We start from the raw sequence: 17109 nt of genomic DNA on the forward strand, positions 1-17109 counted from the left end.
GGAGGGCTTGCGCTCCGCGAAGCGGTCGAGCTGGACAAGGTCCAGCGCCGCCCGCACCTTGGCATCGCGCTCCGCCTTGCCCATGGCGCGCACCCGCAGCGGGAAGGCGACATTCTCCGCCACGGTCATGTGCGGGAACAGCGCATAGCCCTGGAAGACCATGCCGAAATCGCGCTTCTCCGGCGGCAGGGCGGTGATGTCCTGGCCATCCAGCAGGATGCCGCCCTCGCTCGGCGTGGTGAAGCCGGCGATCATCATCAGGATGGTGGTCTTGCCGCTGCCGGAGGGGCCGAGCAGCGTCAGGAACTCCCCGCTCTCCACCCGCAGGGAGACATTGTCCACCGCGGTGAAGCTGCCATAGCGCTTGGACAGCCCGCGCAGCTCCAGGGCATGGCCGGCGCCGCGCGCTTCCGGCCGGATCAGGGTTGCGGCTTCGCTCATTGCTTGTAATCGGGCTGTTCGCGGTCGAGTTTGCGTTTCAGCGCCTGCCAGGGCAGCCAGCCCTTGGTCGGGCCGGTGCTGAATTGCGCCCGTGTCCGCTCGATGGTGCCGCGGCTGGGCAGCGAGAGGGGCACGCCGGATTGCTGCGCGGTGAGCTGGATGCGGCAGGATTGCTCCAGATACCACATCCAGTAGAAAGCCTCTGCCACGGTGCGCCCCACCGTCAGCAGCCCATGATGCCGCAGGATCATGCAGGGCTTGTCGCCCAGGTCCCGCACCAGCCGCTGGCGTTCGGAGAGGTTGTCATCATCCGCGATGCCCTCATAGTCGTGGAAGGCGACGCGGCCATCGAACTCCATCGAGATCTGGTTGAGCGGCAGGATGCCCTGCTGCTGCGCCGCCACCGCCATGCCCGCCAGGGTGTGGGTATGCATGACGCAAAGCGCATCCGGCCGCCCGGCATGCACGGCGGAGTGGATGACGAAGCCCGCCGGGTTCACCGGCCAGCTCGTCTCCTGCGCCGGCTCGCCATCGGCATCGACGACGACCAGGCTGCTTGCCGTGATCTCCTCGAAGAGCAGCCCGTAGGGGTTCACCAGGAAGCGATGCCCTTCACCCGGGATGCGGGCGGAGAGATGGGTGAAGACCAGATCGGTCATGCCGTAGAGGGCGATGAGACGGTAGGCCGCGGCGAGGTCTTCGCGCAGCTCCTGCTCGCTCGGCACATGCTCCGGGTCGGGCCGCACGGGCGGCGGGGGCAAGGGCATGTCAGTAGCCTCGCACATGGTCGTAGAGGTTGGGGAGCGTCTCGCCGCGCTCATAGGCGGCGATGGCGGCGGCCACCGCCCCGGCCCGCTCCGCCTTGGTCGGCAGGCTGGCGACGTGGGGCGTGAGGATCGCCTTGGGATGCGCCCAGAGCGGGTGTTCGGAAGGCAGCGGCTCCGGCTCGAACACATCCAGCACCGCGCCGGCAAGCTGGCCGCTGTCCAGCGCCGCCATGATGGCGTCCAGGTCGTGCTGCATGCCGCGGCCGACGCCGACGAAGCCGCCGCCGGGGCGCAGCCTGCCGAGCGTCGCGGCATCGATGATGCCCTGCGTCTCCGGCGTCGCCGGCAGCAGGCAGACCAGGATGTCGGTGGCGCCGAGGAAGGCATCCAGCGCGCCGGCCCCGGCGTAATTCTCCACCCCCTGCACCGCCTTCGGCGTGCGGGACCAGCCGATGACGGGAAAGCCCAGCCCCCGCAGCATCTCCGCGCAGCGCTGGCCCATATTGCCGAGGCCGAGGATGCCCACCGTACGGTGCTGCGCGCGGAAGGGCGGCTCGAAATAGTCCCAGCGTCGCTCCGCCTGGGCGATGGCCATGCGGCGGCCATCCTTCAGCAGGGAGAGCACCGCCCAGCAGACGAACTCGCCCATGCGCTGGGTGGCTTCCGGGGTGCTCATCCTGACCAGCGGCAGATGCCGTGGCAGGTCCGGATCGGCGGCGATGAGATCCACCCCGGCGCCGGAGCCGAAGATGACCTTGAGGTTCGGCATCCGCGCCAGCCAGCCCGGCTCCGGGTCCCAGAGCAGGGCGTAGTCGATTCGCTCCGGCACCTGGATGGCATCGTCCCAGTAGATCAGCTCCAGCGCCGGATCGAGCGCGGCGAAGCAGCCCTGCCATTCGGCGAAGCCGGCCGCGCCGCCCGATTTCACCACCATCACCCTGCGATTCGACATCGGCCCCCCATGCCGGCCCGTGGTCTGGCCTTGCCCGGCCGGAACCTGCCGGGTGGACCAGCCGCCAATGGCGCCAACAACGCTTGCCCCGGCCTCTCCACCCGGGGCAAGCGCAGGCTAGCAGGAATCAGGCCAAGCCTTCAGCCGGTGACGGCGTCGAGGAAGTCCTGGTTGGCCTGCTGGTAATTCTCGCCCCAGAAGCTGCCGTCGAGCACGACCTGCTGCTTCTCATTCGCCGGGTCGGTCGGGTTGTATTGGCGCAGCTCGGCCGGGACCATGGCGGCGGCCTTCGGGTTGGTCGGGCCGTTGCCCAGCAGGCCGAGCAGCCCCACCTGCGGCTCCGGCTTCGCCAGCATGCTGGCGAGCAGCTTCTGCGCCAGCTCCCCCGCCGGGTTGCCCTTCGGCACCACCTGGATGCCGGGCTGCAGCACGGCCTGGTTCCAAAGGAACTTGAACCTGCCATTGCTCTCCTTGTGCAGCACGCTGGCGCGGGTGTGCCAGATCTGGCCCATCTCCGCCTCTCCGGTGCGCATCAGCTGCTCGGATTCGCTGCCATTGGTCCAGAAGACCAGGTTGCGCCGCAGCTCCATCACCCGGCGGATGCCGGTGCGGATATCCACCGGATAGGGCGCGCGGCCCATGGACATCAGCGCGGCTTCCAGCACGCAGCTCGCATCCCGCCGCAGCAGGCGGGTGCCGGGGAATTTCCGCAGGTCCCAGAAATCCGCCCAGTTGGTCGGGCCGCCATTGGGGAATTTCGCGCTGTCATAGACCAGCACGCTGCTGAAGGAGTAGGGCGCCACGCCGTATTCCAGGGCGAAGCCCGGCCCGATCACATCCTCCCGGTTGATGATGGAGTAATCCATCTTCGCGGCCAGGCCGAGCTTGCCGAGCAGGTTCGCGCCGGTCGCCGAGCTGTCGCAGACATCCCAGGTGACGCGGCCGCTTTCCACCATGCTGCGGATGCGCCCCGTCGCCGGCCCGGTGCTGTCCTGCACCACCCGCGTGCCGGGATTCTCCGCCATGAAGGGCTTGCCGTAGAAATCCCCGAAGCCCTGGTTGGCGAGGCCGCCCCAGTTCACCATGACGATCTGGCGCTCGGCCTGGGCCAGCGCCCCCGCCCCCGGCGCGACGGCACCCAGGGCGACAAGGCCTGCCAGCAGCTCGCGCCGGCTCACCTCGCCGCGACGGAACCGGCGCAACGCCAGCTCCACGCAGTCCTGCTGGAACGTTTGCATGATGGGCAATCCCTGCTTGCAGTGTTGGGGCCGCCGGCGTGAACCTCTCCTGGCTGTCATCAAAGCGCATCCTGCGCCGTCCGGGGAGTCCTTCCGCCGCATGAGCCATCCCCTCTTCGCCCCCGGCTTCAAGACCAGCCCCTATTGGTGGGAGGCGGCGGAGCCGCCGAAGCGCGATGCCACCCTGCCGGACCATGCGCCCGCGGTGGTGGTGGGCGGCGGCTATGCCGGGCTCTCGGCGGCGCTGACGCTGCGCCGCCTCGGCCATGCGGTGACGGTGCTGGATGCGGAGCGGATCGGCTGGGGCGCCTCCTCGCGCAATGGCGGCATGGTCTCGGGCGGCCTGAAGGTGGCGGGCGCCGGGCTGGAAGCCGCCTTCGGCAAGGAAGAAGGGCGCCGCATCACCATGGCGGCCGCCGCCTCCTTCCCCTTCATCGAGGAGACGATCCAGCGCGAGGGGATCGATTGCGACTATGTCCGCTGCGGCCGCTTCCGCGCCGCCTGGTCGCCGAAGCACTACGCGGCGATGGAGAAGGACGCCGAGCGGCTGGCCGAGATCAGCGGCCTGCCGACCGAGATGGTGCCGAAATCCCGCCAGCGCGAAGTGCTGGGCACGGACCACTACCATGGCGGGATGAAGGTGGCGGCCACCGGCAGCCTGCACCCCGGCAAATATGCCCGCGGCCTGGCCGCAGCGGCGGAGCGCGCCGGCGCGCGGCTGGTGGATGGCGTGCGGGTGCAGGGCATCAAGGAGGAGGGGAGCGGCTTCCGCATCGCGACCGACCGCGGCGAGATCCGCGCCGATGCGGTGCTGGTGACGACCAATGGCTATTCGCTGGACAAGCGGGGCACCGCCCTGCCCTGGTTCGCCCGCCGGCTGGTGCCGCTGAACAGCTACATCATCGCGACGGAAGAACTGGGCGAGGCGGTGATCGACCGCCTCTTCCCCGGGCGGCGGGTGGTGGGGGACACCAAGCGGGTGCTGAACTATTTCCGCCCCAGCCCGGACGGCAAGCGGGTGGTCTGGGGCGGGCGCGCCAGCTTCCGCGCCGCGACGGCGGAGGACACGGCGGTGGCACTGCATGGCTATATGACGGCCTGCTTCCCCGAGCTGGCGAAGACGAGGATCACCCATGCCTGGACCGGCTTCGTCGCCTTCACCTTCGACTACCTGCCGCATATCGGCGTGGAGCGCGGCATCCACTATGCCGGCGGCTGCCAGGGCAGCGGCGTGGCCATGGCCACTTGGCTGGGGCACAACGTGGCGTTGAAACTCGCCGGCGCGGCGAATGAGCGCTTCGCGCTGGACGGGCTGCCCTTCCCGACGCGGCCCTTCTACTCGGGCGATCCGTCCTGGGTGCTGCCCTTCATTGGCGGGTGGTACCGGCTGCGGGACAGGCTGGATCGGTTGGCCGCCTGATTCGAGAGGGCTTTGCCCCCTCGAGCTCCCCCACCAAAGGCCGAAAGGCCTTTGGAAACCGGGCGTCTGGACCTCACGGAATCGACCGGGCGGGCTATGCGCGGAGCGTTGTCGCCGCCCTCGTCGCTTCCCAGACCTCGCGTTGGGCAGTGGGGGCCAGGCTGCAGAATTCCGCAGGCAGGGCGCGTTCGTTGCCGGCCGTCACCACGCGGTCGATCAGGAAGAGCGGCCGCGCCTTCGCCTCCTGGAACAGCCGGCCGACATACTCGCCCTGAATCCCGAGCACGATGAGCTGCACCGCGCCGAACAGGACGATGGCCGTCATCACGCTGGACCAGCCGGCGACGGTGTCGCCCGCCGCCCATTGCCACAGCGTATAGGCCAGCAGCAGCAGCGCCAGCCCGGCGGCGAAGAGGCCGAGATAGGTGGCCACGCGCAGCGGCCCGATGGAGAAGCCGGTGATGGCATCCACCGCGAAGCGGATCATCTTGCGCAGCGGGTACTTGCTGGTGCCGGCATGCCGCGCCTGGCGCTCATAGACCAGGGCTTCCTGCCGCCCGCCGATCCAGCTCACCAGCCCGCGGATGAAGCGCTGGCGTTCCGGCATGGAGACCAGCGCATCCACGACGCGGCGGCGCATCAGCCGGAAATCGCCCGTGTCGCGCGGAATGGGCACGGCGGCGAGGTTGGAGAGCAGCCGGTAGAAGGCGCTGGCCGAGGCCTTCTTGAACCAGGTCTCCGCATGGCGGACGCCGCGCTGGCCGAAGACGACATCCGCCCCTGCATCCATCCGCGCCATCATCGGCGCCAGCAGCTCCGGCGGATCCTGCAGATCGGCATCGATCAGCATGACCCGGTCGCCCCGGGCCAGGGAAAGCCCGGCGCTGGCGGCAAGCTGGTGGCCATGGTTGCGCATCAGCCGCACGCCGACGACATGCGGATCCGCCTCGGCCAGCGCCTCGATGATCGACCAGGTCGCGTCGCGCGAGCCGTCATCGACCAGCACGATCTCGAAACTCTCGCCGCAACTCGCACGCGCCGCCGCCGCGGCCCGGCGGTGAAATTCCCGCAGGCATTCGGCCTCGTTGTAGCAGGGTGCGACGATCGACACGGCGGGCGACGCGCCGCCTGGAATCATTCCTTCCATCGGTCCCACCGGCAATGACTTGCCGGTGATACCGTCCGCCCGGAACGCGCTGCAACGCACAAAGCGCGGCGCAGCCAGCCGCTGCAGAACCGGCACGGCCTCAGCCGCGCCGCTGCTCCAGCACGCGGAGGATGGCGCGGACGATGCCGCGATAGCCAGTGCAACGGCAGAGATTGCCGGCCAATTCCTCTCACGCGGGTTTCATCGGCATTTAGCAACCGAAAGATGATGTCGCGCGCCGTCACCAGCATTCCCGGTGTGTAATAGCCGCATTGCAGCGCGTGCTTGGCGCTGAAGGTCTCGCGCAGCGCCGCCATCACGGCGTCGCCATCGAAGCCTTCGATGGTGCGCACGGCAACCCCCTCCGCCGCGCCGGCATGCAGCAGGCAGGAGCGGGCGGGGGCGCCATCCACCTCCACCGTGCAGGCGCCGCAGACGCCGTGCTCGCAGCCGATATGGGTGCCGGTCAGGTGCAGCCCCTCCCGCAGCAGGTCGGCCAGATGGGTGCGCGGCTCGGCCGGCACGGCCTCGGCGCGGCCATTCACGGTCAGGCTGACGGGGCGCTTCACGAAGCGGCCTCCACGACGCGGCGCAGCGCAGCGCAGCGCGGTACGAACGATGACGGCGCGTCAGGGATCTTCGAGATGCAGGGCGGCGACGAGGCGTGCCGCTTCCGCCTCCGGTGCCGCCAGCAGCGCGGCGGCATCGGGGATGACCAGCGGCGCCACATCCAGCGCCGCCGGCACGGCGCGGCGCCTCGCCAAGCACGGCGAGCATGCAGGCGGTGGCCTTGGAGAATTCGCCGGGCTTGCGGCGGAATTTCCAGTGGCCTCAGCGCGTGGCTTCCGGCAGCACCGGCAATTCCACCGCCAGCAGCAATTCCTCGGGCGCAAGCGCCGTCGCCAGCATGCCGGTGACGAAGCGATCCAGCGCCACACGCCGTTCGCCGGCCGGGCCGAGCACCGCCGCCTCGCCATGGAAGCAGGGTAGCACAGCGACCCAATCGGCCGCGGGATCGGCATGGGCCAGGCTGCCACCGATGGTGCCGCGGTTGCGCACCGGCCGGTAGGCGATGCGCCACGCGACACCGGCCAGGATGGCGCCCAGCCGCCCCGGCACTGCGCCATCCTCGATGGCCGCATGGGTGGTGCCGGCGCCGATGCGGATGGCGCCGCCCCGGCGCGTAACCCCGGCATAGCCCGGCAGATGCCGCAGATCGGCCAGCTTCTCCGGCGTCGCCACGCGCAGGTTCAGCATCGGCCCCAGCGATTGTCCACCGGCGACAGGCCGTGCGCCCGCCGCCAGCAAAGCCGGAGCCGCTGGCCAATCGGCGGGCCGCGCATCGTCGAACGGCGCCGGCTTCATCGGGACCCTGCCCCTCGGGCCGCCTCGCCGCGCTGAAGACGGTCTCGCTGGAGGTGCGAGAGGCGGAACTGGTCTCCCTCATCGGCGCCAATGGCGCGGGCAAATCCACCACGCTGCGGACCATCAGCGGCCTGCTGGCCCCCGCCGTCGGCCGCATCACCTGGCAGGACGAGGTGGTCTCCGGCCTGCCGCCGCGGGAGGTGCTGGCGCGCGGCTTCGCCCATTGCCCGGAGGGTCGCCGCATCTTTCCGCATCCGACGATGCGGGAGAATCTGGACATGGGCGCGCTGCTGCGCCGGCATCGCGGCGGACCTCGCTGCCATGCAGGACCGCTTCCCCCGCCGAGCGCAGGCACCAGGCGGCCGGCACGCTCTCGGGCGGGGAGCAGCAGATGCTCGCCATCGCCCGCGCCCTGACGTCCCGCCCGAAGCTCGTGATGTTCGACGAGCCCTCCCTCGGCCTGGCGCCGAGCCTGGTGGATGCCGTCTTCACCCTGGTGGCGGAGATCCGTGCCGCCGGCACCACGGTGCTGATGGTGGAGCAGAACGCCATGGCGGCGCTGCGCCTCTCGGACCGCGCCCATCTGCTGGAACCAGCCAGGTTGCGATGCAGGGGGCCGGCGCCAAGCTGCTGGCGAGCCTGGCGGTGCGGGATGCTTATCTGGGCGGGGCGGCCGCGTAGGCAGAAGCCCCCGCCGGTCCAACCCGCCGACTCACACCGGGGTCCGGGGGGTGGTCCACCCCCCGGCGGAGGTGCAGGAGGCGGAGCCTCCTGCCAGGGTCGGGGGCGGCGCCCCCATCCACTCCGCGACCGCTGCCCGCTGCTCCGCCGAAAGCCGCAGCCCCAGCTTGCTCCGCCGCCAGAGCACGTCCTCCGCACCCCGCGCCCATTCCTCCCGCACCAGCCAGTCCAGCTCCCGCTCCGTGAGGCCGCCGCCGAACTCCGCGCCGAGATCGGCCAGCCGCGTCGCCCCGGCCAGCAGCCGCTCCATCTCCGCCCCGTAGCTGCGCACCATCCGCCGCGCCACGCCCGGGGGGAGGAAGGGCCAGCGCCGCGCCGCCTCCGCCTCGAATCCCGGCAGGTCCAGCCCGCCGAAATCGCCGCCCGGCAGCGTCGCCCTCGCCGTCCAGGCCGGGGCGGCGCAGCCGAGCAGCGGTGCCAGCTTCCCCACCGCCTCCTCCGCCAGCCGGCGGAAGGTGGTGATCTTGCCACCGAACACCGAGAGCAGCGGCGCCCCCGCCGTGTCCAGCTTCAGCACATAGTCGCGGGTGACGGCGGAGGGGTTGGCGGCGCCGTCGTCATGCAGCGGGCGGACGCCGGAATAGCTCCATACCGCCTCCTCCGGCCGCGGCGCGCGGCGGAATTGCCGGCCGACGGCGGCGCAGAGATAGGCCGCCTCCTCCGGCGTGCAGCGCGCCGCGCCGGGGTCGCCTTCATGCGGCACGTCGGTGGTGCCGACCAGGCTGAACCGCTCCTCATAGGGGATGACGAAGACCACCCGGCCATCGTCGTTCTGCAGGATATAGGCCTGCGGCCCCTCATACAGGGCGGGCAGCACGATATGGCTGCCGCGCACCAGCCGCACCCGGTCCGGCGCCGGCACCTGGGCGGCGCCCTGCGCCTGCATCACCCAGGGCCCGGCGGCATTCACCAGGGCGCGGGCCCGCACCTGCCGCTCCCGCCCCCCCGCCTCGCGCAAGATGCAGCGCCAGCCTGCCGCCTCCCGCGTCGCACCGGCGAAGGCGGTGCGCACGGCGATCTCGGCGCCGCGCTGCGCGGCGTCCCGGGCGTTCAGCACCACCAGCCGGCTGTCCTGCACCCAGCAATCGGAATAGGCGAAGGCGGCGTGGATGTCGGGGCTGAGCGGCGCCCCCCAGGGATGGGTGTGCGGATCGAGGCTCTCCGCCCCCTTCAGGCTGACCCGCCGCGCCAGATGATCGTAGAGGAACAGCCCGGCCCGGATCAGCAGGCGCGACCGCATGGCCGGCCGGTGCGGCAGCACGAAGCGCAGCGGCCAGATGATGTGGGGCGCGAGGCGGAGCAGCACCTCCCGCTCCGCCAGCGCCTCCCGCACCAGGCGGAATTCGTAGTGCTCCAGATAGCGCAGCCCGCCATGGATGAGCTTCGAGGAGGCGGAGGAGGTGGCGCCGGCCAAGTCCCCGCGCTCCGCCAGCAGCACGGAAAGGCCGCGCCCCGCCGCGTCGCGGGCAATGCCGGCGCCGTTGACCCCGCCGCCGATGACGAGAAGGTCGAAACTGTCGCGCATCGCCGCCTGCCGTAGCATATCGGCGGTGTCCGCCGCCATGTGGCATCTACCACATGGGCGGGATGGTGACGAGGCACTCAGCCCCGGCTGGGCGGCGCCAGGATCACCTGCACCTTCTCCCGCGCCAGCGCTGCGGCGATGGGCGGGGGCGGGGCGGCATCGGTCACCAGCTCGGTCAGCGCCTCCAGCCCCGCCACGCGTTCCAGATGCGCCATGCCGAATTTCCCGGCATCGATCAGCAGCACCCGGCGCGCCGCCCGCGCCAGCATGGCGCGCTTCACCCAGGCGGCGCGGGATTCGACATCCGAGATCCCCTCCTCGGTCAGGCCGGAGGCGCCGAGAAAGGCCAGGTCGGCGTTGAAGCGGGCGAGGAAGGCCTGGGTCTCCGCGCCATAGACCGCGCTTTCCGCGGCGTAGAGCTCCCCGGGGCAGAGCAGGATGCGGATGCCGGCGGCGGCGGTGCAGGCTTCCGCCACCGCCAGGCTGTTGGTCAGCACCGTGCCGGCGAAGTCGCGCGCCGCCAATGCCCGGGCGAGATGCGCGGTGGTGGAGCCGGCATCGATCATCAGCGCTGCGCCATCCGGCACCAGCGCGGCGGCGGCAACGCCGATGCGCGCCCGCTCCGCCACCGCGATGCGCTCCCGCTCCTGGAAGACGGGCTGCACCGCGGCATGGGTGACGGACGCCCCGCCATAGGTGCGCCGCACCGCCCCGGCCCGGGACAGCGCCTCGATGTCCCGCCGGACCGTTTCCGCCGAGACGCCGAATTCGGTGGCGAGGGCCGAGATGCGCACCGTCGGGTCGCCGGCCAGGGCGGCCAGGATGCGGCGGTGGCGCTGCTCTCGGCTGGGGGCGGCGCTCGGGCGGGGCGGCATGCCGGCAGCATGCCATGGCCCGCCGCCGGGGCGGAAGACAGCCCCGATCCGACCGCGCACCGAAGGGTGATGCCGTCACGATGGACGCCGGGGGTATCGCCGCTGAAAGATCTGGACATCCGGGATGCAGCGGCGCCAAATCGCGGTTGCATTTGGAGGTTGCAAAACACGCGCCCGATGTCCCACAGCGCCACCCAGACCCGCCGCAAGCACCGCAGCCGCCAGGGCAGGCAATGCGCCGCCCTGCCGCTGCGCGAGCGGGACGGCACCATACAGGTACTGCTGGTGACGAGCCGGGAGACCAGGCGCTGGGTGCTGCCCAAGGGCTGGACCGAGGCCGCGAATCGCGCCGCCGAGCAGGCCGCGGTGGAAGCCTTCGAGGAGGCCGGGATCCGCGGCGACATCGCCCCCACCCCGATCGGCAGCTACGATTACGAAAAGCGCATCGGCAAGCACCGCAGCCTGCCCTGCCGGGTGGAGGTCTTCCCCATGCGCGTCGCCGAACTCCTGGAGGATTGGCCGGAGCGGGCGGAGCGCGAGCGGCGCTGGTTCAGCCTGACGGAGGCCGCCCAGGCGGTGGAGGAAGGCGGGCTGGGCCGGCTGATGCTGCAATTGGCGCAGCCCGAGGCGTGAGGATTGACCCCCTGGCAGTGCCGGGGGGACGGAAGGCTCGGCCTGGCCGCCTGCCCTGGCCGCGCCTCCCGCGACATTCCGGTCGACCTCGCTGCCTTCCGGGCCTTCGGTGCGACGGTGCTGCTCAGCCTGATCGAGGAGCGGGAATGGGCGCGGCTCGGCCTGCCGGGCGGGCCGGCGCTGATCGAGGCTAGCGGGCTGGCCCGACGCCGCGGCAACGATCCGCGCTGCCTCGGATGCGAAGGAGGCGGTGGTGCCGCATTGCGCGGCGGGGCTGGCGCCGGAGGCAGCCATCGCCACGGTGCGCGCCGCCCGCCCCGGCGCAATCGAGACGCCGGAGCAGATGGATGGGCGGGCCAGGGCTGAAGGTGCCTGGCCGAAGCAGGATCGTGGGGGGATTTGCGGGCGCCGCCCCCGTTGAACGCATGCGTTCGACCCCGCCGGGGCCAGGACCTGGCCCCGAGCCCCGCTCCGAGTTTCAGCCCCGACAGGTGGAACCCGCAATCCTTACCCGGCGTCCGTTCCCGCCGCATCCAGCACATGCAGCGCGTAGGTGAAGGCCGCGCCCGCATTCAGCGCGATCGAGACGCCCAGTGCCTCCGCCATCTCCTCCCGCGTCGCCCCGGCCGCCTTGGCCTTGCGCACATGCGCGTCGATGCAGCCATCGCAGCGCGTGGTGATGGCGACGGCGAGCGCGATCAGCTCCCGCGTCTTCGCATCCAGGTGCTGCGTCGTCGCCGCGCCGCGGTTCAGCGCGGCGAAGCCCTTCACCAGCTCCGGATGCAGCGCGTTCAACTCCTTGCCCTGCACGCGCGCCGCGGCGTTGTAGCCGTCCCAATCCTTGATCGCGCTCATCTGGCGGTCCCTCTCCATGCAAAAAGGGCGCCCGCCGCCTGGCGAGCGCCCCTTCCATTCTACGCCGGCTCCAGCGCGGCGGTTACCCCGCCACTTCCGGCTCCTTCTCCGCCTCGCCATCGTCGCCGGAGCCTTCCTCCGGCTTCGGCAGGGCGGGCGGCGCCGCCTCGACATATTCGAAGAACAGCGCGGCGTCGCGCAGCCCGACCTTCACCGCCCCGCCCTTCACCAGCTTGCCGAAGAGCAGCTCCTCGGCCAGTGGCTTCTTGACGTATTCCTGGATGACGCGGGCCAGCGGCCGGGCGCCGTAGAGCGGGTCGTAGCCCTTCTCCGCCAGCCACTCCTTCGCCGCCGAGCTGAGCTCGATGGTGACGTTGCGGTCGGCGAGCTGCGCCTCCAGCTGCATGACGAATTTCTCGACCACCTGGCCGACGATCTCCGGCGTCAGCCCGCCGAAGGGCACGATGGCGTCGAGCCGGTTGCGGAATTCCGGGGTGAACATGCGCTGGATCGCGTCCGTATCCTCGCCCACCCGGTTCTCGCGGCCGAAGCCGATGGCCGGCTTCGCCAGATCCGCCGCGCCCGCATTCGTCGTCATGATGAGAATGACGTTGCGGAAATCGACGGTCTTGCCGTTGTGGTCGGTGAGCTTCCCGTGGTCCATCACCTGCAACAGGATGTTGTAGAGATCCTGATGCGCCTTCTCGATCTCGTCCAGCAGCAGCACGGCATGCGGATGCTGATCGATCGCATCCGTCAGCAGCCCGCCCTGGTCGAAGCCGACATAGCCCGGGGGCGCGCCGATGAGGCGGGAGACCGAGTGCCGCTCCATATATTCGGACATGTCGAAGCGGATCAGCTCGATGCCGAGGGTCTTGGCGAGCTGCTTCGCCACCTCGGTCTTGCCGACGCCGGTCGGGCCGCTGAACAGGTAATTGCCGATCGGCTTCTCCGCATCGCGCAGCCCGGCGCGGGAGAGCTTGATGGCCGCCGAGAGGGTCTCGATCGCCTTGTCCTGGCCGAAGACCATCGCCTTCAGGTCGCGCTCGAGATTCTTCAGCGTCTCCTTGTCGTCGGCGCTGACGGATTTCGGGGGGATGCGAGCGATCTTCGCCACGATCTCCTCGACATCCCGCAGCGTGACGGTCTTCCTCCGCTTGTTCTCCGGCAGCAGCATGCGGGAGGCGCCGACCTCGTCGATCACGTCGATCGCCTTGTCCGGCAGCTTGCGGTCATGGATGTACTTGGCGGAGAGCTCCACCGCCGCGCGGATCGCCTCCGGCGTGTAGCGGACCTTGTGGTGCTTCTCGTAGTTGGTCTTCAGCCCTTGGAGGATCTTCACCGCATCCTCGAGGTTCGGCTCGTTCACGTCGATCTTCTGGAAGCGGCGGACGAGGGCCCGGTCCTTCTCGAAATAGTTGCGGTATTCCTTGTAGGTGGTGCTGCCGATGCAGCGCAGCGTGCCCTGGGCCAGTGCCGGCTTCAGCAGGTTGCTGGCATCCATCGCGCCGCCCGAGGTGGCGCCGGCGCCGATCACCGTATGGATCTCGTCGATGAAGAGGATGGAGCCCGGCTGCTGCTCCAGCTCGGAGACCACCGCCTTCAACCGCTCCTCGAAATCGCCGCGGTAGCGGGTGCCGGCGAGCAGGCTGCCCATGTCGAGCGCGAAGATGGTGCTCTTCAGCAGCACCTCCGGCACGTCGCCCTCGATGATCCGCTTGGCGAGGCCCTCGGCGATGGCGGTCTTGCCCACGCCCGGATCGCCCACATAGAGCGGATTGTTCTTGGTGCGGCGGCAGAGGATCTGGATGGTCCGCTCGATCTCCTGGTCACGGCCGATGAGCGGGTCGATCTTGCCCTGCTGCGCCTTCTTGTTGAGGTTGACGCAGTAGTTGGAGAGCGCGTCCTGGCTGCGGCCGCCGCGCGGCTTCTCCTCCTTCTCCGCCTCGCCCTCATTGCTGGCGGAGGTGGGGGGGGTGCCCTGCACCGGGCGGTTCTGCGCCCGGCCCGGCGCCTTGGCGATGCCGTGGCTGATGAAGTTCACCGCGTCCAGCCGCGTCATGTCCTGCAGCTGCAGGAAGTAGACGGCGTGGCTCTCGCGCTCGGAGAACAGGGCGACGAGGACATTGGCACCCGTCACCTCGTCCCGGCCGCTGCTCTGCACATGGATGGCAGCGCGCTGCACCACGCGCTGGAAGCCGGCGGTGGGCTTCGGGTCCCCGGCGCGTTCCGTAACCAGCCCGGCCAGGTCCTTGTCGAGGAATTCGGTCAGGTCGCGCTTCAGCTTGTCGTTGTCCACGCCGCAGGCGCGCAGCACGGTCGCCGCGTCGGTATCGTCGGTCAGCGCGAGAAGAAGATGCTCCAGGGTCGCGTATTCGTGCCGGCGCTCATTCGCCAGGCCGAGGGCGCGATGGAGCGTCTGCTCGAGGTTGCGTGACAGCATGCTAGAGACGCTCCCGTTGAAACCCGTCGTGTCGGTCCAACCCCGACGGCGGAGGGGGGTTTCCCCTGGTGGAATCCTGGGCGTTCCCAATCCCTGAAGCGAGCCCCCCGTTCGGCGGGGTGGCATTGCACGGCCGCGGAACAGGCTGGCCCGGCCCGGCGGCCCGGGCAAGCCCAAGCTGCGGCATCCCCGCCCGCCTCACTCCTTTTCGATGGTGCATTGCAGCGGGTGCTGGTTCTGCCGCGCCAAATCCATCACCTGGGTCACCTTGGTCTCCGCGACCTCATAGGTGAAGACGCCGCACACCCCGACCCCGCGGCGATGCACATGCAGCATGATGCGCGTCGCCTCTTCCCGGTTCTTCTGGAAGAAGCGCTCCAGCACATGCACGACGAATTCCATGGGCGTGTAGTCGTCGTTCAGCATCAGCACCTTGTACATCGCGGGCTTCTTGGTCCGCGGACGGGTCTTCACCACCACGCCGGTATTCGGCGTGGTGTCCCCAGGTGTGGTGCCCCCGTTCGGCCGCTTGTCTTGGTCGCTCATCGGATTCCTGCTCGGCGGGCCAGCGCCGTCGCTTGCGGGCATTCCAGGGCCGGCCCCTGCCAGACCCCGGCGGATAAGACTATCGCCGTCGCCCCCCGAAGGTGAAGGGCCACGCGCGGCTGATGCAAGAGGATATGGGCAGAGGATTGAGAAAGCGGAAGGGCCCGGCAGGCCACCCTTCCCCCACCGGGAGAAGGGCGGCCCGGCCGGGCCCTCGATCCGCTCGCCCCGGGCCGGATGGCCCGGGCGACAAGCTGCGACGCTGCCTCAGGCGGCGAGCGGCTTGGAGAATTTCTCAACCGCCACGGTCATCCGGGCGGAGAGCGGAGCGAAGCTGGACTCGGCGAGCTTCAGCGCAGCTTCCTGCAGCTTCGCGGAGTCCGCGAAGGTCTTCTCCAGCGCCGCCTTGGTGAAGGCGGCGTGCAGGTCGGCGGCTTCCTTCAGGGACTTCACCGCGGCGAACGCCTTGGCGTTCTCGATCGCGGTCTCGGACAGGCCCTGGAACAGCGCCAGGGTCTGCTTGCTCAGATCCTGCACGCCGGCGACGTAGAGCTGGGTCGCCTTGGCCACCGCCTCGGCATTGCCCCGGCTGAATTCGGCCACTTCCTCGGCCGCCTTGAACAGGCCCTCGGTCGCCTTGGTCATGTCGGTCACGGTCTTCTCCACGGTAAGGCGCGCGGCGGGCGCGCCGGGTTCGGTCGTCTTCCGGCCGAGGCCAGGGCCGGCCTCGGTGAGCTTCTTCACATCCGCGAGCTTGGCTTCGGCCTTCACGGCTGCGGATTTCGCTTCGGCCTTCACGGCCGCGGGTTTGATTTCGTCGGCAGCCATCGCCCTGTTCCTTGAGCCCGGGGTCCCTGGTCCGGCGCCGCCAGGACGGCCCCGGATGACAGGGCGCCCGGCCGTCGCGGCACGCTCCACAGCGCTTTGCTGCGCTGCAACATGGGCGTTTCTAGGCGGTGCCCAAGACCAAGTGCAAGCGAATTTTGCACCGCAGCACAAATTTGTCGCAGCCGGTCCGGAGCCAGCTTTCGGGTCGGCCGGGGACAGCCCGGGCGGGCCTCAGCTCCGCATATCAGACGACGTCACACCTTCGGTCCGTAAGGTCTTGCCCCTGCAAGGTTCACCTTCCATTCCGCTGGACAGTCAACACTCCGCTTCATAGGCTTCCGCCGGTTCGACGGCCCTCCGGGGGGCAGGGCCGCGAATCGGGGGATAGCATGTTCAGGGACCGCGGTTCGTTGCGCCTGGGGGCCGTGCTGGCCCTGACCTTCGTTTGCGGCCTCGGCGCCGCCAAACCCGCCACCGCCCAGATCGGCAGCGACCGCTACGCCGCCATCGTCGTCGAGGCCCGAAGCGGCAACACGCTGATCGCCGCCAACCCGGACGAGGCCCGCTACCCGGCCTCGCTCACCAAGATGATGACCCTCTACCTGGCCTTCGAGGCGCTGCGCGACGGCCGGCTCAGCCTCTCGACGCCGATCCACGTCTCCTACGAGGCGGCGTCCAAGCCGCCCTCGCGCCTCGGCCTCGTCGCCGGCATGACGCTGACGGCGGAGGAGGCGATGCTCGCCCTGGTCACCAAATCCGCCAACGACGCCGCCGCCGCCCTTGGCGAGCATCTCGGCGGCGGCAGCGAGCAGCGCTTCGCCCAGATGATGACGCTGAAGGCCCGGGCCCTCGGCATGACCCGCACCACCTTCCGCAACGCCTCCGGCCTGCCGGACCTGGAGCAGGTGAGCACGGCGCGGGACATGGCGCTGCTCGGCCGCCGGCTGCAGCAGGATTTTCCGGAGCGCTACAGCTACTTCTCCACCCCCTACTTCGTGTTCCGCGGCCGGACGCATTTCAACCACAACCGGCTGCTGGCCGAATATGACGGCACGGACGGCATCAAGACCGGCTATGTGAACGACAGCGGCTTCAACCTGGTCGCCAGCGCGCAGCGGGACGGGGTGCGGCTGGTGGCGACGGTGTTCGGCGGCCGCAGCAGCCGGGAACGTGACCGCCACATGATGGCGCTGCTGGACCAGGGCTTCGCCCAGATGGGCGTGGCACCCAGCCCGCGCGGCGCGGCCATGGCGCATGCCACCCCGCTGCGCGGCAGCCTGGTCGGCCGGGCGCAGGCGGCGGCGCCGAGCCGCGCCGCCCGTCCGCCCGTGCC

At 70.3% G+C, this 17109-nt stretch carries 17 protein-coding genes and 1 pseudogene; 4 read left to right on the forward strand and 14 right to left on the reverse strand.

All coding sequences use genetic code 11. The features are described from left to right. From NJ376_RS12970 to NJ376_RS12985, 4 genes are all read right to left on the reverse strand, one after another. A partial coding sequence (locus NJ376_RS12970; RefSeq protein ID WP_252953693.1) for an ABC transporter ATP-binding protein occupies positions 1–441 on the reverse strand: 441 nt, incomplete at its 3' end. Next, entirely contained in the window at positions 438–1208 is a 771-nt protein-coding gene (locus NJ376_RS12975; RefSeq protein ID WP_252953694.1) for a class II aldolase/adducin family protein, read from the reverse strand. The genes NJ376_RS12970 and NJ376_RS12975, both read right to left, overlap by 4 nt. A 1-nt stretch (position 1209) precedes the next feature. Then, positions 1210–2160 carry a 2-hydroxyacid dehydrogenase gene (locus NJ376_RS12980; RefSeq protein ID WP_252953695.1) on the reverse strand — a complete coding sequence of 317 codons (951 nt, stop codon included), beginning with the start codon at positions 2158–2160 and terminating at the stop codon, positions 1210–1212. A gap of 140 nt (positions 2161–2300) precedes the next feature. Beyond that, a complete protein-coding gene (locus tag NJ376_RS12985) occupies positions 2301–3398 on the reverse strand; it encodes an extracellular solute-binding protein (protein ID WP_252953696.1) in 1098 nt (365 codons plus the stop codon). Between the two features lie 100 nt (positions 3399–3498). On the opposite strand from NJ376_RS12985, the gene NJ376_RS12990 reads away from it, so the two are divergent. Beyond that, positions 3499–4818, forward strand: a complete 1320-nt coding sequence (locus NJ376_RS12990; protein WP_252953697.1) for an NAD(P)/FAD-dependent oxidoreductase — start codon at positions 3499–3501, stop codon at positions 4816–4818. 94 nt (positions 4819–4912) lie between these two features. On the opposite strand, the gene NJ376_RS12995 is transcribed toward NJ376_RS12990, so the two are convergent. The 4 genes from NJ376_RS12995 to NJ376_RS13010 all read right to left on the reverse strand — a co-directional run bounded on the left by NJ376_RS12995 (position 4913) and on the right by NJ376_RS13010 (position 7330). Further along, on the reverse strand, positions 4913–5929 hold the full coding sequence (locus tag NJ376_RS12995; protein WP_252953698.1) for a glycosyltransferase family 2 protein: 1017 nt from the start codon (positions 5927–5929) through the stop codon (positions 4913–4915). 23 nt (positions 5930–5952) lie between these two features. Next, positions 5953–6534 carry a (2Fe-2S)-binding protein gene (locus NJ376_RS29485; RefSeq protein WP_456309315.1) on the reverse strand — a complete coding sequence of 194 codons (582 nt, stop codon included), beginning with the start codon at positions 6532–6534 and terminating at the stop codon, positions 5953–5955. Between the two features lie 60 nt (positions 6535–6594). Next, positions 6595–6729, reverse strand: coding sequence for a hypothetical protein (locus NJ376_RS28720; protein ID WP_256476323.1), 135 nt, complete (start codon positions 6727–6729; stop codon positions 6595–6597). Positions 6730–6796: 67 nt separating this feature from the next. Next, positions 6797–7330: an FAD binding domain-containing protein gene (locus NJ376_RS13010; RefSeq protein WP_252953699.1), complete on the reverse strand. Its 534-nt coding sequence runs from the start codon at positions 7328–7330 to the stop codon at positions 6797–6799. Between the two features lie 53 nt (positions 7331–7383). On the opposite strand from NJ376_RS13010, the pseudogene NJ376_RS29490 reads away from it, so the two are divergent. After that, positions 7384–7566, forward strand: a pseudogene (locus tag NJ376_RS29490) (ATP-binding cassette domain-containing protein); the annotation flags it as partial. A 476-nt stretch (positions 7567–8042) separates the two neighbouring features. Here NJ376_RS29490 and glpD read toward each other — a convergent pair. Continuing rightward, a complete protein-coding gene (gene glpD, locus NJ376_RS13020; RefSeq protein WP_252953700.1) occupies positions 8043–9635 on the reverse strand; it encodes a glycerol-3-phosphate dehydrogenase in 1593 nt (530 codons plus the stop codon). Positions 9636–9673: 38 nt separating this feature from the next. After that, positions 9674–10471, reverse strand: a complete 798-nt coding sequence (locus NJ376_RS13025; RefSeq protein WP_252953701.1) for a DeoR/GlpR family DNA-binding transcription regulator — start codon at positions 10469–10471, stop codon at positions 9674–9676. Between the two features lie 177 nt (positions 10472–10648). Here NJ376_RS13025 and NJ376_RS13030 point away from each other — a divergent pair, with 177 nt between their 5' ends. Beyond that, positions 10649–11104: an NUDIX hydrolase gene (locus NJ376_RS13030; protein WP_252953702.1), complete on the forward strand. Its 456-nt coding sequence runs from the start codon at positions 10649–10651 to the stop codon at positions 11102–11104. A 507-nt stretch (positions 11105–11611) separates the two neighbouring features. Here the strand turns inward: NJ376_RS13030 and NJ376_RS13035 are convergent. The 4 genes from NJ376_RS13035 to NJ376_RS13050 all read right to left on the reverse strand — a co-directional run bounded on the left by NJ376_RS13035 (position 11612) and on the right by NJ376_RS13050 (position 15776). After that, positions 11612–11950 carry a carboxymuconolactone decarboxylase family protein gene (locus NJ376_RS13035; RefSeq protein WP_370288234.1) on the reverse strand — a complete coding sequence of 113 codons (339 nt, stop codon included), beginning with the start codon at positions 11948–11950 and terminating at the stop codon, positions 11612–11614. A gap of 91 nt (positions 11951–12041) precedes the next feature. Beyond that, the gene (clpA, locus tag NJ376_RS13040; RefSeq protein ID WP_252953704.1) at positions 12042–14402 is read right to left on the reverse strand and encodes an ATP-dependent Clp protease ATP-binding subunit ClpA; all 2361 of its coding nucleotides are present in this window, start codon (positions 14400–14402) and stop codon (positions 12042–12044) included. A 198-nt stretch (positions 14403–14600) separates the two neighbouring features. Then, positions 14601–14948 (reverse strand): ATP-dependent Clp protease adapter ClpS, encoded by a 348-nt coding sequence (gene clpS, locus NJ376_RS13045; RefSeq protein ID WP_252953705.1) that lies wholly within the window; start codon positions 14946–14948, stop codon positions 14601–14603. Between the two features lie 267 nt (positions 14949–15215). Then, positions 15216–15776, reverse strand: a complete 561-nt coding sequence (locus tag NJ376_RS13050; protein WP_252953706.1) for a phasin family protein — start codon at positions 15774–15776, stop codon at positions 15216–15218. A 410-nt stretch (positions 15777–16186) separates the two neighbouring features. Here NJ376_RS13050 and NJ376_RS13055 point away from each other — a divergent pair. After that, positions 16187–17109 (forward strand): D-alanyl-D-alanine carboxypeptidase family protein (locus NJ376_RS13055; protein ID WP_252953707.1); only part of this gene is annotated, 923 nt, incomplete at its 3' end.

The organism is Siccirubricoccus soli, assembly GCF_024178315.1.
In the GTDB taxonomy this organism is placed as follows: Bacteria; Pseudomonadota; Alphaproteobacteria; order Acetobacterales; family Acetobacteraceae; genus Siccirubricoccus; species Siccirubricoccus soli.

Excerpts from the sequence above, each read along its gene's own strand:
- NJ376_RS12975 (WP_252953694.1), bottom strand. The coding sequence starts at position 1,208 with ATGCCCTTGCCCCCGCCGCCCGTGCGGCCCGACCCGGAGCATGTGCCG.
- NJ376_RS12980 (WP_252953695.1), bottom strand. The coding sequence starts at position 2,160 with ATGTCGAATCGCAGGGTGATGGTGGTGAAATCGGGCGGCGCGGCCGGC.
- NJ376_RS12985 (WP_252953696.1), bottom strand. The coding sequence starts at position 3,398 with ATGCAAACGTTCCAGCAGGACTGCGTGGAGCTGGCGTTGCGCCGGTTC.
- NJ376_RS12990 (WP_252953697.1), top strand. The coding sequence starts at position 3,499 with ATGAGCCATCCCCTCTTCGCCCCCGGCTTCAAGACCAGCCCCTATTGG.
- NJ376_RS13010 (WP_252953699.1), bottom strand. The coding sequence starts at position 7,330 with ATGAAGCCGGCGCCGTTCGACGATGCGCGGCCCGCCGATTGGCCAGCG.
- glpD (WP_252953700.1), bottom strand. The coding sequence starts at position 9,635 with ATGGCGGCGGACACCGCCGATATGCTACGGCAGGCGGCGATGCGCGAC.
- NJ376_RS13025 (WP_252953701.1), bottom strand. The coding sequence starts at position 10,471 with ATGCCGCCCCGCCCGAGCGCCGCCCCCAGCCGAGAGCAGCGCCACCGC.
- NJ376_RS13030 (WP_252953702.1), top strand. The coding sequence starts at position 10,649 with ATGTCCCACAGCGCCACCCAGACCCGCCGCAAGCACCGCAGCCGCCAG.
- clpA (WP_252953704.1), bottom strand. The coding sequence starts at position 14,402 with ATGCTGTCACGCAACCTCGAGCAGACGCTCCATCGCGCCCTCGGCCTG.
- clpS (WP_252953705.1), bottom strand. The coding sequence starts at position 14,948 with ATGAGCGACCAAGACAAGCGGCCGAACGGGGGCACCACACCTGGGGAC.
- NJ376_RS13050 (WP_252953706.1), bottom strand. The coding sequence starts at position 15,776 with ATGGCTGCCGACGAAATCAAACCCGCGGCCGTGAAGGCCGAAGCGAAA.